This window comes from Psychromonas aquatilis, assembly GCF_038155185.1.
GTDB lineage: Bacteria > Pseudomonadota > Gammaproteobacteria > Enterobacterales > Psychromonadaceae > Psychromonas > Psychromonas aquatilis.
Genome location: NZ_JBAKAZ010000066.1, coordinates 1 through 14,803, shown reverse-complemented (window position 1 = coordinate 14,803; position 14,803 = coordinate 1). Strand labels below are relative to the sequence as shown.

Genomic DNA, 14,803 nt, shown 5'->3' with positions numbered 1-14,803 from the left:
CATTGCATCTGCAAGGGAGGCTGAAGCCACCGCCCCGAGATCGAAGACAAAAATTATCGAAGTAAAATACAACAAGGTAAAGAGTGAAGTGCTTTTTTTATTGATTGCATCTACAAGGAATGCTGAAAAAGGAGTCGCAGAGCTTCTAGCACACCGTATTACACAGCGACTATTAAAGGGATAATACCTTTATTGGTATATTTTCCCTTCATGCTTTAACCAACCATCTGCATGATTACCTCGTGGGTCTAAATGGGTCCAATGAACTAACCCCCCCTGCTTACTCCACTCATACTCACCGCTGAATTGTATTTTATCGCCATTAGCAATGGCATTAATTCTGGGTGCTAAATCAATATTATGCACAACTAAAATAGTGCGTTCAGGTGATAAGCGTAAAATAAACTTTTGATGTTTTGAACCTTTTAAATCATCTTTTAATAGTTTAACCACTGTGCCACTACCGTGTACTTGAACACCACTTTGCTCATTCTTATACGCCTCTTCCAATAGATTGATACTAGTATCAATTTGTTGCCGAGTTTGAGTGTTATTTTCAATTTTTTCTAATCTATTGTTATCCACCTTTATATCAAAAAGTGAATTGCCCTCTTCACGGCCAATAAACCACTCATAGCTTGATACTGTGATAAACAATACTATCAACCACTTTTTCATAAACTACTTTTCCTTGTTTAATATCGAAAAGGTTGGTAATCCTTTTATATGATGAAGATAAGTTAGGTTAGGTAAATACGCATCTTGTTAAATATTATGAAAGACATAAGAGAGAATATTAACGTAGATCGTGCATCAATATCTTTACAAATAAATAACAAAAATACCATTTATTTTAACAAGTATAGGCTAATAGACGGAGATGATAGTGATATTAATAAGATCAACTAGTTATATTGAAATGCTAATTAAGTACTCAGAAAGGTTTTTCTGAAGGTGCTTTGTTGATTTAAAAAGCACCGTCAAAAATGAACAACAAAAGTGGGCCCTCTTCTCTAGAAGCACACTCACTGATATAAGCTTTTATTATTTTAGTAAACGAATCGCAAAAGGAACTCGGAACACCTGCCCATTATAGGTTGCTAATACGCCCATCAAACAAAAAATGATATTGATACTAAAAATCACAAAATACATTAAAAAACCAACCAAGATAAAGGTTAGAATTGAACCAATAAAAGTGGCGATGAGTACTGTGATAGACCAATTTAATGCTTCTTTTGACTGATCTTCAATATAAGCATCATCCTTTTTTAATAAATACAAAATTAGCCCCGGAATAAACCCGAAAAATAAAGTGCCAATCCATATCAATAACACAATGTTTTTAGATTCTTGACTGATATTGAAGATTTCTTTTGTAACCTTGTTATTCATTTATAATCCTTACTGAGATGATGAAATGGCTATTAACATAATACGATAGGTAAACTAATTTATTGTATATCACTCGAAACCTCATGTACCCACTGAGAATAAAAAATTAAATAAAGCGAAATACAGAATAAACGAGTAAAGCAGTAGCTAATAATAGAAGTGAGGAACTTTAGTGTAAATAAACACCTTGCCATTAATAGGCTTAGGTGCTTATTTAATTGATATTAACGTTATTGATCTATTTGGCCATACTTTTCATTGAACCTATCATCTGTCATTACCAATAATAAAATAAACTCTATTAGTGAGACAAAAGCGGGAATAAATGTCCAACAAAATAATAAGTAGAGAATGCCTAGGCCTACATTACCTAAGTAAAAATGATGAACCCCAAAACCGCCTAAGAAAAAGGCTAATAATGCAGCCGCAATTTTACTCTTTCCGTTAGGTGCAGTATAAGCAAAGCTATTAGGCGCAATCATTTGTCTTACACCACACTTAGGACAAATTTCAGCTTTAATATTAATTATTTCACCACAATCAGCACAAAATTTTTCATTATCTGCTTTTTCTGTCGATGCTTCGTTCATTGAGATATCCTATTAATTGTTATCAATAATAACCATTACTTAGCACTTTGATACTGTCATCAATAAGTAACAGCTTAATACGATACTGAATATTGAAAATAACAGAATGAAAATTAATACTCAATTATTTATTATTAAAATATATAAAAAATAATTCATAAACACTTAATTTATAAGCTATCACAGCGATATAATCGAGGTAAACCCTAGACGAAACTAATATTAACACGCCACAGATAATGATTACTTCCCCCTTGCTTTGAGACAAAAAGAAAGTTATTCGAAACGATTATTTTTCTAATCGATTAGCCGTCCAAAGATAAAGTAGCTCTAATGCGATCGTCGCCCCTGCTAACGCGGTAATATCACTTTGATCATAAGCGGGAGAAACTTCTACAACATCCATGCCAACAAGGTTAATTCCCTGCAATGCTCGAATAATTTTTAAAGCTTTATCTGAACTAATGCCACCGCAAACAGGCGTTCCCGTCCCTGGCGCAAAGGCCGGATCTAAACAATCGATATCAAAAGTTAAGTACACAGGTTTATAGCCAACAATACTTTTAATCTGCGTTACAATTTCATCGACTGATAAATCATTCGCTTGCATCGCATTGATCACATTAAACTCATGCCCTTGCTGTTTATATTCAGTCCGTATACCAATTTGCACTGAAGATTTAGGATCAATTAAACCTTCATTTGGGGCATGATAAAACATCGTGCCATGATCATAGTGGCTACCATTGTTATAGGTGTCTGTATGGGCATCAAAATGCACTAAAGCCATCTCACCATAATGCCTAGCGTAAGCGCGTAATAAAGGTAAGGTAACAAAGTGATCTCCACCTAAACCGAGTAACATTTTACCGCTTGTTAATATTTCATTGGCAGCTGCTTCAAGGCGTAGTGTCATGTCTTCAGCATCACCACAATCAAACACTAAATCACCTGCATCAATCACTTTAATCTGTTCAAATAATGAAAAAGTCCATGGAAATTTTTTACTTTCCCAAGATAAGTTAACCGAAGCACGTCGAATGGCATCAGGCCCTAACCTAGCACCTGATCGGCCTGAGGTAGCCATATCAAATGGCACACCTAACACCACCACATCTGCTGCTTCAGTAAGCGGATTTTTAACTAATGGACGGCGCATAAACGTCATCGCATTTGAGTATAATGAATCATCTTTTTTAGTAAATAAGTCATCAAATTGTGCTGCCATTTAAAAGCCCTCTAAATAAGTATAACCGGCTAAGCCTTGCTCTAATTCATCTAAAATACTTTGTTGCTCCGCTTCAGATACACGTGATGATGCTAATGCACGGTAATTATCACGAATAGCTTCTACATCAATGTGCACATAGTTCATTACATCTTCCACGCTATCGCCTTCATTAATTGATGCAATTTCCCATCCGCCCTGTTCATCCACATTGACAACAACACTGTGTGTATCACCAAATAAATTATGCATGTCGCCTAAGATTTCTTGGTAAGCGCCAACTAAAAAGAACCCCATTAAATAAGGCTTTTCACTTGACCAAGCAGGGACAGGTAAAGTTGTTTCAATCCCTTGTCCATCAACATACTGGTTGATAACACCGTCTGAGTCACAGGTGATATCTAATAAGACAGCCCTTCTTTCTCCTGCTTTATCTAAATTAGATAACGGTAAGATAGGAAAAACTTGATCAATTCCCCAAGCATCAGGTAACGATTGAAATAATGAAAAGTTAACAAAAAACTTATCCGCTAAACGCTCATTTAGATCATCTAAAATAGGACGATGAAAGCGGTTTTTGGTACTCATTTGTAAACTTAACTCATGGTAAATACGCAATGCAACTTGCTCTCCCCAAGCACGTTGTTGCAAGCTAATTACCCCAGTCGCAAACTGGTTATGTACTTCTACAATGTCACTTTGTGTATCATTATAAATTTCAATTAAAGCGCGATCATCGCTGCCAGCAGATAATAAACACCAGTTATTCCACATATTCAGTAACAATAAAGAACCTTGTTGCTCTGGTGCATTAATCTTTTCAGGCTGATAAGTTTCAGCACCGATAACATTAGTGATCAATACCGCATGGTGCGCAGTCAGTGAACGACCAGACTCAGAGATAATCGTTGGGTTCGGTTGTCCATACAAATGACAAACATCACTGATGGTGATCACAATATTACGTGCGTATTCTGCTAAACTATAGTTCATTGAGTTATGGGACTGACTACGAGTTCCATCATAATCAACGGCTAATCCACCACCCACATCTAAATAATCTAACGGCACGCCCATCGCACGCAATTCGCAATAAAAACGAGCAGCTTCACTAACCCCATTTCGAACATCTCTAATATTGGCCATTTGCGAACCTAAATGGAAATGCACAAGTTGTAATGTATCTAATTGATTCAATGCAGTTAAGCGTTCAACCACAGTTAACACTTGAGATGACGCAAGTCCAAATTTAGATTTTTCACCACCACTTGATTGCCATTTCCCCGCACCTTGCGATGCTAAGCGTATACGTAAACCCATTCGTGGTTTTACATTTAATGCTTTGGCTTCTTCGAGCACTAAATCGAGTTCAGAAAGTTTTTCTAGAACGATCAATACTTTATGGCCTAATTTCTCACCGATTAATGCTAAACGAATGTATTCTCTGTCTTTGTAACCATTACACACGATCACTGAGCTAGCTTTGTGTGCTAAAGCTAATACCGCTAATAATTCAGGTTTACTGCCCGCTTCTAATCCTAATTGCTTCTGCGCCAATTTCTCTTGGCTCGCTAGAATTTCATCCACGACTTCTTTTTGTTGGTTGACCTTAATTGGGTAAACTAATAAATAACGGTTATCGTAATTTGTTTCTGTTATTGCTTGATTAAAAGCATCACAAATATTGTGTACTCGTTGATGCAATATCTGTGGAAAGCGCACTAATGCCGGCATACTTAAATTACGTTTTTCTAAATCGGCAGCAATATCACTTAATGCAACTTGATGTTCAGTTCCACTACGTGGAGAAACATACACCTCTCCTTGATCATTTATGCCATAAAAGCCTTGGCTCCAGTAACGAACATTGTATTCCGCTCTAATGCGGTCCATATCAGTTGAATGTTGCACTTTTAAATCTCTCAATAATGTAGAAACAGAAGTGATCTCGTTATCTAAAATCACTGTTAATTAAAATCGGGCGGATTATTAGTAAATAAATAGGTGGCGTCTAGCGAATAATTTTTGACTTATTAATCAAAATAAATGATTGATTGTGTAACTCAGTATTATTTTATTGATTAGTTGAGGTAAAAACTTGATAAAAAGACCTAACTCATTCAACTCAATAATGAATTAGGTCACTATATGGCAGTGGTCGTTACTTAATTTTAGTGACTAAGACTTGCTCTACACGCACTCCTTCAAGATCTAACACTTCAAACTTATAACCATCATGGATAAAGCTATCGGTACGTTTAGGAAGCCTTTTTAAAACATAAATCATAAAACCAGCGATGGTTTCATACTGGTTTCGCTCCGGAAAGTCATCGATATCCAGGCTACGCATTACCTCATTGATAGGCGTAAGCCCCTCTATTAACCAAGAAGAGTCATCTCTTTTCACTATCGGCTCTTCATCTTGATGTGTAATTAATTCTCCCATAAAACTACTCAGTAAATCTTTCACTGTGACCAGCCCAACGACAATGGCGTATTCATTAACAATCACAGCAAAAGGTTGAGGGGCTACCTTAAATGCATTTAAGGCCTCAGAAAGTGTTAATGTTTCAGGTAAGTAAAACAGATCTTTATGTACTTTGGTTGGATGTAACTGTGCAAGTTCACCTTTTAAAACTAAACGTAATATTTCCTTAGACTCTATACTGCCTTGGATATTATCTAAGCCACCATCACACACTAAAAAGTCATTATGAGGCTGGTCTATGATCTTTTGGCTAATCTGCTCACTAGAATCATCTAAGTCAAAATAGATAATCAAATCACGTGGGGTCATCACACTGCCAATAGTGCTATTTTCTAAATCAAAAACATTACCAATTAACTGGTATTCTTGCTTTTGAATACTGCCATCTTCTGCGCCAGCATCCATCATCGCAATGATATCTTCTGTTGTGACGAGCTCACTTCGTTCTGTAGGAATATGAAATAAACGCAGCAACATATTGGTCAAACCATTAAATAAAAACACTGCTGGCATGAGCAGAAACGTAATACCGCGCATCAATGACACAATACGAATAGCCACCGCTTCAGGCATAATAATCGCTAAACGTTTAGGTAATAAATCAGCAAATAAAATGAATAAAGAAGTTAGACAAATAAACGAAAGGATAAAACTTAATTCACCCAATAATGGGCCTTGGTATATCAAGCTAATAAGTTTTTTTATATAAGGAGTTAATGCTTGTTCTCCGATAATACCGCCGAGAATAGAGATACCATTCAAAGCAATTTGCATCATCGCAAAAAAGTTACCCGGTTTTTGCTGTAACTCGATGACCTCTAACGCTTTTACATTCCCTTCATCGGCCATCACTCTTAGCTTTATCTTTCGTGCAGCAGAAATGGAAATTTCAGACATAGCAAATACTGCACCAGCTAATATCAGTACAATAATGCTGAACACATCACTCATTTTTTAACCCTTTTAACATAACTTGATTACAACGATTGAAAATTAGCTTAACCGAATGAGATAAGCTAATAATTGATTTGTTGGTCGCGACAAACATGCGCGCATTATAGGGTGAGTTTTAACTTCAACAATAGTTATTTCACAAAATACAGATAAAAAATATCAGTGCTAAATGTATCAACCCAAACACTATTAGAAAGTAGTAAAAGGAATAAAGGAGGCAGTTAACATGTTATTGGTGATAGTCAATGAATTGCTTAAGAGTCTGTGAACAACTCAATATCAGAAAACAAATAGATGACTACTTATTTATCGCCTAATTTATTTTGTTGGTTGCTTAACTTTGAAAGCAGGATCCCATAAAGTCACTCTATTTCGGCCATTCTCTTTAGATTGATAAAGCGCTAAGTCAGCCTGTTCTATTAACGCTTCGGGGTTATTAGCATTAAATTGAATAGACGAAACACCAAAACTACAAGTCAGGTTTATGTTATTAAAGTTAGCATTTGCAATTTTATCTCGTAATAATTCTGCAATATTTTTTGCTTGAAGCAATGTTGTACCAGGTAAAACAATACAAAATTCTTCACCGCCATAACGGACTAACGTATCACTCTTACGAATACTATCTTGCAAAATACACACTAACGTTACTAATACTTGATCTCCCTTACTGTGACCATAAGTATCATTAATATCCTTAAAATAATCAATATCCAATAATATGAGACTATACTCCTCAAAAGCTTGAATATTTTTGAAATCTTCGCTCATTGCACTAAATAAAAAACGACGATTATAACAACCTGTCAGGGGATCCGTTGCCGCTAGTGTATCTAATTTCTTATTTAGTCGATTAGACTGCTTAAAACGACGATAAATAAAAATTACCATCACAATAGAAACAATTAATAATATAATTAACATTCCGTTAGTGTAACGATTCTTAGTTAACTCTAACTCAGCTATTTTATTTTCTTGCTTGGATAGTTTCACTTCATTGGTTTTTTGAGCCAATTCAAACTCTGTAATACGCGCTTGTTTTTTTAATAATTTTAATTCCATCTCTTTCTGATGTGAATAAAACTTAGCTTTAACAGTAACAAATTCACGCTCTTCTTTTTGCTTTTCAATCAATCTAGATAACGCAATCTCTTTTTCTGCATAATACAAAGACTGCTCATAATTAGTTAATAGTTTTTCAGCTTTTCTTAGTCCCCGATATGCATAAAGCTGCTGATTCATATCCCCTATTTGTTTGGCTAAAGTAAGGGAAGACGTTAAGATTTTTATTGCTTGTTTGCTGTCTTTTTCAATTAATACGCTAGCTAATGAAGTTTGTGCTTTAACTTGATAAATAACACTCCCGACTTTTTTTGCAAGCATTAAGGAGCGCCGATAAAAAACAATTGCATGTTGAATATCGCCTTCCTCTCTATAAATATTGCCAATAATTCTAGCGGATAGGGATTCACTTTCTTTGTTATATTCCTGTTGATATATTTTATGTGCTCTTTCAATCAGAGCTCGCGCTTTTCCATAATCTTGCTCCTTAAGCTCTATAACAGCTAATTCACGCAATGCAGAAGCTAAAACCTTAGGCTCAAGGTCACTACTCGGTAAATCAATAGTAATTTGATAGAAGAATCTTGCCTGTTCAAATTGCTTTAAACGAGTATAGATAAGTCCCATTTGGTTGGATGTTTTAGCAATACCATTACTATCACCTTCTTTTTTATAAAATTGATATGCCTCATAAACATACTCAAGTGATTTTTCATAAAGTCCAATATGTCGATAAATAATTCCTGCGCCATTGTAAGCTTTCGCACGTCCAATAGGATCATCAATGGTATTATGTATTTCTATACTATTTAAAGAGTAATCAAGTGCAGCCGTGTAATGGCCAAGATAACGTTCAGCTTCAGCAAGTGTATTTGAAGTTCTTGCAATTAGTTTCTTATTTTGTAAATCAGTATAAATAACTAACGCCTTGTGATAGGAGGCCGCCGTTAGTTTTCTATTTTTAAGTCTTTTATAGGATTCAGCTAGCTTAGTATACGTATCACCCAATTCTTTTTGTGTTGCCAACTCCTTATTAGATAAATACTGAGTTGCAATAGCATATTGCTCAACTGCTTTTGTATAAAGCTTCCGTTGATAATACAAATCTCCTTTTATAATAAGCGATTTCGCTATTAAATAAGGTTGCCCATACTCTTTAACTATAAGTAATAGCTGATCGAGCTCTTCACTTGCTTCAAGCAAGCGCCGTTTATTAATCATTAACTCTATACGATTAAACATAGAAGATATTTGGTGTGCTCTCCCCTCCGGCTTTTTATTAATTACTGAATCCGGTGATAAATCCTTTTTTACTGGGGCTGTCTTCTGAGGTTGCTCGTTAATACTGGCTAACATTTCAATGGAGAAGGATTCTTCTTTCAATATTTTAGGTGGAAGGATTTCATGCCTTAGGTCGGAGACAGTTTCAGCTTGCACTTTAAACATCGCTACTGACAAAAAAATGATAATAGTGTTAATGCTTATTAAGTATGGCTGATAATTTTTGAAACCTCTAAGTTGATAATGACCGTCTCGATAGAGTCGATCTATTAAAGAATGGCGTTTCATGTTTACCTATAGATAGAGGAAGTTTATTTTATCAAAAAGGTTATAGCAAAATGCGTTTTATTAACTCTATTCATACGTGTATACCGCACATTTAACCAACCATAAAAACGTCATCAGTTAATTAAAGGTACCATCAATACTGATTATTGAAGGTGTCTGTAGATAACAGCCCTTTGCTTTAAAATAGGGTATATTAAAATTAAGCTGTTGATTTAAAATACCTTTAAAGCATATTCATCATTGTAAGCTAGAATAATAAAGTATCGGTTGACTTATAACTAACTTTAACTAGTACATTAAATACTCAGCTAACTATATTACCTATAAAATGCAATTTGTATAGTAAATATATAGATAATGGGCAATGCTAATTATTCATATTGATCAAATAATTCATTAAATTTTAACTAAAATCATTATTCCATCAAATATGCAGTGACCCCCTATTAATCTCCTGAGCAACTTAAAAGCGAATACCAAAAAACATTTAGATAACAAGGTTTTGCTATTAGGCATGCGCTAATAGTTACCAATAAAACGCTAAATAACGTAAATTATTTAATGGCAATCATGAATAACATGATCAACTTATAGAAAGGCAATAAAAACACTAAATAAAGTTTTATAAGTTAAGAAAAACGAATTTAATACGATAATTTTATTTATTTACTTTTAAAAAAACCTCAATAAAAACAATAATAAATAAATATTGATTAGTTAATTAAAAATATTTTTAAAATTAATTAATCTTTTTTGCATCCAAAATGCTTGTTCGATTGTAGTACCTATTAACAGTAGGAAATCGACTGTTTTTTAATTCGACATCTATCAATCAATAGGAAAACGACTATGAAAAACCAATATATGAGCAAAGGCCTACAAATCTCAGCAGCTTCTCTTTTAATGATCGCAGCATCACAAGCATCTGCCGGGACATTCTCACAAGATAAACTTCCAAGTGAAGTACGTGTACCAGCTGGTCATGAAGTTGCAATGCATACTAATGCCGTTGGTAATATTACTTGGGAATGTAAAGTAGACGCAAAAGATGACAGCAAAGCCGCATGGGCATTTGCAGGTCCTCGTGCAGTATTAAGTGATACTGATGGTAATCATGTCGTGTCTTACTTTGGTCCACCAGCAACTTGGGAGTCGCTTGACGGTTCATCGCTAACCGGTACACAAATCGCAGTGTCTCCTTCTGAAAAAGGCAGCATTCCAATGCAATTAGTGAAAGCCAATGAATCAGCTCGCCCTGGCGCATTAAAAGACGTTGCTTACATTCAGCGCATTAACTTAAATGGCGGTGCGGCACCAGCAACTGGATGTAGTATTGATAAAGTAGGTCACAAAGTTGTTGTTAACTATTCTGGCGATTACTTATTCTGGAAAATGAAATAGCCTTAACGCTTTATTTTAATTAAGAAAACGACACGTTTTTCTATAAAAAGTGAGTTTTAAGAGTTTAATGACTTAAAAAGCCCAGTTATGTACACTGGGTTTTTTCATTAAGGAAATCACGTGCCGTTATCTACTACATTTGATTATGAAGCAGCATTAGAAAGCTGTGCTGAGGGCAATCGTCAAGCCTTAATGCAACTCTATGAACAAGAGTCACCTAGGCTACTCACTGTGGTCATGAGAATATTGAAAAATCGCCAATTATCAGAAGATGTTGTACATGACGCCTTTATTAAAATTTGGAAGCATTCAAATACTTATCATAAAGACCTCGGTTCAGCACGTGGTTGGGTTTATACAATAACGCGCAATTTAGCGTTAAATGCCCTTAAATACAGCCATCGCCAAGTACTTGCAGAGCCTGATTTTCTGCTCGATCTCTGTGATAACAACGTACTTGCATCCGCAGAGCAACCAGATGATCTTGGTGAACTAGCAAATGATCCACTTGCTCAAGCCTCCCTACAGACATGTTTAGAATATTTAGAGCCAGAACGTAAGCTTTGTGTTTTACATGCCTATGTAGATGGCTACACACAACAAGAAATCGCTAAATTACTGGATAAACCACTGGGTACTGTAAAATCCTGGATTAAACGTAGTTTAAGCGCATTAAAGGAGTGCTTACAATGAATAAAACATCACACCACTCCTCTGATAAAGATGAAAACTTATCAGGGCAATATGTGCTGGGCACACTCAAACCCGAAGAACGACAAGCTTTTGAAAAACGGTTAGTAAACAGCACTGAACTACAAAGAAGCGTTAACCAATGGCAAGCCCATTTTTTATCGATCACTGATAACTTAACGCCATTAGCGGTTCCTCAACCGCTATCTGCGCGTATAGAGCGTAGTCTTGATGAACTTCAAAAGCAGCCAACAAAAGTAGCACCAAAAGCCACTAACCCACTGCTTTCTTTTTGGCAAAATTTAGCTTTATGGCGTGGTGTATCGATCACATGCCTTATGTTAGCAGTCGTATTAGGCTTTCAATTACAACACAATGCAACGCGAATCAATGAGCCAACTTATATCGCCGTATTAGTAAAACCAGAAGATAAAACACCTGGTTGGGTAATACAAACTAGCCACTCAAACCAGATCCAACTCGTGCCATTAGGTGCGGTAGAAATACCAAAAGGCAAAGCCTTACAGTTTTGGACGAAAGCCGATGGCTGGGATGCACCGATTTCTTTGGGGTTAGTCAAAAAAGGCGAAACACTTAACTTAGATATTAACCAGTTACCACCATTAACAGAGAATCAGTTATTTGAGTTAACAATCGAGTCTGAAACAGGTTCACCTACTGGTAAACCAACAGGCGAAATAACCTCCATTGGCCGAGGAATTGCTATCTAAAATAACGAAACGTCAATTCACCTGACTTTAAGGGAGCCAACCTAAGGCTCTCTTGTTTTCTCTCAAATCCTTCAATTTCTGCTGTATTTTCAATATTTTTTTAAATTAGACTTCCCACAACCAACACAATCTGTACACTTTAAATATGTTTAATTATTAGTCATTCCGTTCATCAACTAATAGGTGCCAGTTATGTATTATGTCAAAACGTCATCAGAACTCGTCTATAACGTGACCAAAACTTCAAGCTTTGTTTTTCATATTGCTGCAGCAAATACGCAACTCCAAAAAACCATAGAAGAGAATCTTTTCATCTCACCTTTTATTGAAAGTGAATGGTTTCAAGTTAATGATTTTGGCTACCGTGCATTACGATTAAAAGCAGAGCCTTGTGAGTTCACTATCGCCTATAATGCAACAATTCAACTATCCCCTGAAACAGAGCAAATTCAATTTTTAAATGAAGTAGCCCATAAAGAACTACCTGCATCTGTACTGCCATTTATCAGCCCAAGTCGCTATTGTGAATCTGATCGCCTTGGTCGCTTTGCTTGGAAGCAATTTGGGCACATCCCTAGTGGCTATTCACGCGTTGATGAGATTTGTAATTGGGTAAACGCTAATATCGATTACATTGCAGGCAGTACTGATGCTTCTTCCAGTGCTTGTGATGTAATTATTCAAAGTGCAGGTGTTTGCCGTGACTTTGCGCATGTCAGCATTGCATTATGCCGCGCCTTAGGAATACCTGCTCGTTATGTCTCAGGTTATGCAGTTGGATTAACACCACCGGATTTCCACGGCTTTTTTGAAGTCTACTTAGAGGACCGTTGGTACTTATTTGATGCCACTCGCATGGCACCGACTAGTGGCCTTGTTCGTATCAGTATTGGACGTGACGCTGCGGACTCCTCCTTTGCCAACATAGTAGGTGAAGCCACTATGTTATCAATGAAGGTTGAAGCAACCTCGGCGGAGCCAGACATGATTTACAATAATGACTCACCAGTTTCAACAGCCTAACGCCCTGCTGCCCTTTTAACTTAATGACTTGTTGTTTGCTATTAACTTATAGGTGATAACAAACAACTCATTAATATCTGGGTAGATTTCTTTGATCAGCTGTTTAAGTCTGGGTAAATCTAATGATTCTTGTTGAGCATGAAATTCGTTAATATCATCAAACAGAATTGGCTCAACAGATTCAATTTCGATATCACACACTTTTTGATCGGTTTCCAACGTAAACACCTCAACCTGACTGCCGACAACATAATGACTTTCAGATTTATCTCGGATTGTTATTGTTTTTTTTCCTGAGCAAACTAATGGAGTAAGAAACTCAAAAAACGTAATTTTATCTGGTACAGCAGGCATTATTTATTCTCACGTTACTCTATCAACACTCCTAAATGTTAAAAGTGCTTAAGTTACTAAGCTCAATTAAACAATCAGCTGTCGACTGTAATCAAAGGTTATCGGTACCCAGTATATTAATACATCCATTTACAAAAAACCTTTAATAGTCAATTATTAAACGATATCGCAATTGTTAAATAAATGTTGCACAGTTCACAACTTATGTTTATTCTGGTTTTATGGATATGGAAATCTAAGGTAAAAAAACAAATGGAAAAAATGATTATAAAAAGTTTTATGAACACTGATTTTGCACGAATTAATGAAGAAATGCCGGTAGTAACAGCCGCGATTGAGCTGATCAAAAAAGAAGCAATTGGTGGCCCAGTAACTGATGCAGATAATAAACTAACTGGCTGGATTTCAGGGCAAGAGTGTTTACACGTGACCACCCAGTTTGCTTACCATAATCAACGTATTGGATTAGTGAAAGACAATATGCGCGTTGATGTACTTAGTGTTAATGCAGATGACACTGTTTTTTCATTAGCTGAGAAAATGTTAGGTGCACAACCTAAAAGCTATCCAGTGATCGATGAAAACAATAAAGTAGTTGGTGTTATTACACGCCGCCGTATTTTAAAAGCATTACTTGATCATTATTTTTAATAACCACTTTATCTCAAGTAAATAAGTTAGCTTTAGACAATCAACAGGTCATTATACGTATTCTGTTTTTAATAAAAAAGAATACGTAATTTAATTCAACACTCGCCTATTTTAAGTAACTAAGCTCACCTCAAAAAATTAACATTTTATTTACATTTAATCAAAAAACATAATGAAATTCACCTCATTATCAATTGACAGCAGCAACATATAAATTTAACTCACCATTTTAAAAAACCAACTCAACTTTATCGAATAACAATTACTTTAAACTTATTCATTAAAGACTTTGGCAGGTAATGTTTCCGTGTTCCTATTAACTTATATTTTTTGACATATTGTAGCCAGAAATAACAAAACCAACCTCTTGATATAGCGCTAGTGCTCTTTTATTTTGGTACGCAACGCGTAATTTTATTTGCTCAATTCCAGCTAGTTTTAATTGTGATTCCAAAGCAGCAATAGCCAATCTTCCATGGCCATTACTACGCTTATCGGTAAAAATAAAGAAATCATAAATAAAGGTCGATTTATTACTAGTGTTCTGCGAATGCCACAAATACCCCACTAACTCTGAGTCTAAATCAATACATAATAATTGATGCTCGTCGGTTATTCTGGTCTAATTGAACCGGACACTTTAATTCTGGATAATAATATCCACTAT

At 35.6% G+C, this 14,803-nt stretch carries 15 protein-coding genes; 6 read left to right on the top strand and 9 right to left on the bottom strand.

Annotation, left to right across the window (positions count from 1 at the left end; translation table 11 throughout):
• The coding region (locus V6256_RS13335; RefSeq protein ID WP_341598719.1) for a hypothetical protein at positions 1 to 184 on the top strand (184 nt) is incomplete at its 5' end.
• Between the two features lie 5 nt (positions 185 to 189).
• Here V6256_RS13335 and V6256_RS13330 read toward each other — a convergent pair.
• The 7 genes from V6256_RS13330 to V6256_RS13300 form a co-directional block, all read right to left on the bottom strand.
• Complete coding sequence (locus tag V6256_RS13330; protein WP_341598718.1) at positions 190 to 678, bottom strand: DUF3465 domain-containing protein; 489 nt, start codon at positions 676 to 678, stop codon at positions 190 to 192.
• A 366-nt stretch (positions 679 to 1,044) separates the two neighbouring features.
• Positions 1,045 to 1,395: a DUF4870 domain-containing protein gene (locus tag V6256_RS13325; RefSeq protein ID WP_341598717.1), complete on the bottom strand. Its 351-nt coding sequence runs from the start codon at positions 1,393 to 1,395 to the stop codon at positions 1,045 to 1,047.
• A gap of 230 nt (positions 1,396 to 1,625) precedes the next feature.
• Positions 1,626 to 1,985: a TM2 domain-containing protein gene (locus V6256_RS13320; protein ID WP_341598716.1), complete on the bottom strand. Its 360-nt coding sequence runs from the start codon at positions 1,983 to 1,985 to the stop codon at positions 1,626 to 1,628.
• A gap of 289 nt (positions 1,986 to 2,274) precedes the next feature.
• Positions 2,275 to 3,213, bottom strand: a complete 939-nt coding sequence (speB, locus tag V6256_RS13315; protein ID WP_341598715.1) for an agmatinase — start codon at positions 3,211 to 3,213, stop codon at positions 2,275 to 2,277.
• Positions 3,214 to 5,124, bottom strand: coding sequence for a biosynthetic arginine decarboxylase (speA, locus tag V6256_RS13310; protein WP_341598714.1), 1,911 nt, complete (start codon positions 5,122 to 5,124; stop codon positions 3,214 to 3,216).
• 250 nt (positions 5,125 to 5,374) lie between these two features.
• On the bottom strand, positions 5,375 to 6,652 hold the full coding sequence (paeA, locus tag V6256_RS13305; RefSeq protein ID WP_341598713.1) for a polyamine export protein PaeA: 1,278 nt from the start codon (positions 6,650 to 6,652) through the stop codon (positions 5,375 to 5,377).
• Between the two features lie 321 nt (positions 6,653 to 6,973).
• Complete coding sequence (locus V6256_RS13300) at positions 6,974 to 9,286, bottom strand: diguanylate cyclase (protein WP_341598712.1); 2,313 nt, start codon at positions 9,284 to 9,286, stop codon at positions 6,974 to 6,976.
• Between the two features lie 849 nt (positions 9,287 to 10,135).
• Here V6256_RS13300 and V6256_RS13295 point away from each other — a divergent pair.
• The 4 genes from V6256_RS13295 to V6256_RS13280 all read left to right on the top strand — a co-directional run bounded on the left by V6256_RS13295 (position 10,136) and on the right by V6256_RS13280 (position 13,131).
• A complete protein-coding gene (locus V6256_RS13295) occupies positions 10,136 to 10,687 on the top strand; it encodes a DUF3455 domain-containing protein (protein WP_341598711.1) in 552 nt (183 codons plus the stop codon).
• A 120-nt stretch (positions 10,688 to 10,807) separates the two neighbouring features.
• A complete protein-coding gene (locus V6256_RS13290) occupies positions 10,808 to 11,380 on the top strand; it encodes a sigma-70 family RNA polymerase sigma factor (protein ID WP_341598710.1) in 573 nt (190 codons plus the stop codon).
• Positions 11,377 to 12,108: an anti-sigma factor gene (locus tag V6256_RS13285; protein WP_341598709.1), complete on the top strand. Its 732-nt coding sequence runs from the start codon at positions 11,377 to 11,379 to the stop codon at positions 12,106 to 12,108. Before V6256_RS13290 ends, V6256_RS13285 begins: the two co-directional genes overlap by 4 nt.
• Positions 12,109 to 12,300: 192 nt before the next feature.
• A complete protein-coding gene (locus V6256_RS13280) occupies positions 12,301 to 13,131 on the top strand; it encodes a transglutaminase-like domain-containing protein (RefSeq protein ID WP_341598708.1) in 831 nt (276 codons plus the stop codon).
• A 15-nt stretch (positions 13,132 to 13,146) separates the two neighbouring features.
• Here V6256_RS13280 and yqfB read toward each other — a convergent pair whose 3' ends face one another.
• Positions 13,147 to 13,485 carry a N(4)-acetylcytidine aminohydrolase gene (gene yqfB, locus V6256_RS13275; RefSeq protein ID WP_341598707.1) on the bottom strand — a complete coding sequence of 113 codons (339 nt, stop codon included), beginning with the start codon at positions 13,483 to 13,485 and terminating at the stop codon, positions 13,147 to 13,149.
• Positions 13,486 to 13,737: 252 nt separating this feature from the next.
• Between yqfB and V6256_RS13270 the strand changes: the two genes are divergently transcribed.
• Positions 13,738 to 14,136, top strand: a complete 399-nt coding sequence (locus tag V6256_RS13270; RefSeq protein ID WP_341598706.1) for a CBS domain-containing protein — start codon at positions 13,738 to 13,740, stop codon at positions 14,134 to 14,136.
• A gap of 316 nt (positions 14,137 to 14,452) precedes the next feature.
• Here V6256_RS13270 and V6256_RS13265 read toward each other — a convergent pair whose 3' ends face one another.
• Entirely contained in the window at positions 14,453 to 14,752 is a 300-nt protein-coding gene (locus V6256_RS13265) for a GNAT family N-acetyltransferase (protein WP_341598720.1), read from the bottom strand.
• Positions 14,753 to 14,803: the final 51 nt, after the last annotated feature.

What these genes read in the sequence shown, in the direction of transcription:
- V6256_RS13330 (WP_341598718.1), bottom strand. Translation starts at nt 678, where the DNA reads ATGAAAAAGTGGTTGATAGTATTGTTTATCACAGTATCAAGCTATGAG.
- V6256_RS13325 (WP_341598717.1), bottom strand. Translation starts at nt 1,395, where the DNA reads ATGAATAACAAGGTTACAAAAGAAATCTTCAATATCAGTCAAGAATCT.
- V6256_RS13320 (WP_341598716.1), bottom strand. Translation starts at nt 1,985, where the DNA reads ATGAACGAAGCATCGACAGAAAAAGCAGATAATGAAAAATTTTGTGCT.
- speB (WP_341598715.1), bottom strand. Translation starts at nt 3,213, where the DNA reads ATGGCAGCACAATTTGATGACTTATTTACTAAAAAAGATGATTCATTA.
- paeA (WP_341598713.1), bottom strand. Translation starts at nt 6,652, where the DNA reads ATGAGTGATGTGTTCAGCATTATTGTACTGATATTAGCTGGTGCAGTA.
- V6256_RS13300 (WP_341598712.1), bottom strand. Translation starts at nt 9,286, where the DNA reads ATGAAACGCCATTCTTTAATAGATCGACTCTATCGAGACGGTCATTAT.
- V6256_RS13295 (WP_341598711.1), top strand. Translation starts at nt 10,136, where the DNA reads ATGAAAAACCAATATATGAGCAAAGGCCTACAAATCTCAGCAGCTTCT.
- V6256_RS13285 (WP_341598709.1), top strand. Translation starts at nt 11,377, where the DNA reads ATGAATAAAACATCACACCACTCCTCTGATAAAGATGAAAACTTATCA.
- V6256_RS13280 (WP_341598708.1), top strand. Translation starts at nt 12,301, where the DNA reads ATGTATTATGTCAAAACGTCATCAGAACTCGTCTATAACGTGACCAAA.
- yqfB (WP_341598707.1), bottom strand. Translation starts at nt 13,485, where the DNA reads ATGCCTGCTGTACCAGATAAAATTACGTTTTTTGAGTTTCTTACTCCA.
- V6256_RS13270 (WP_341598706.1), top strand. Translation starts at nt 13,738, where the DNA reads ATGGAAAAAATGATTATAAAAAGTTTTATGAACACTGATTTTGCACGA.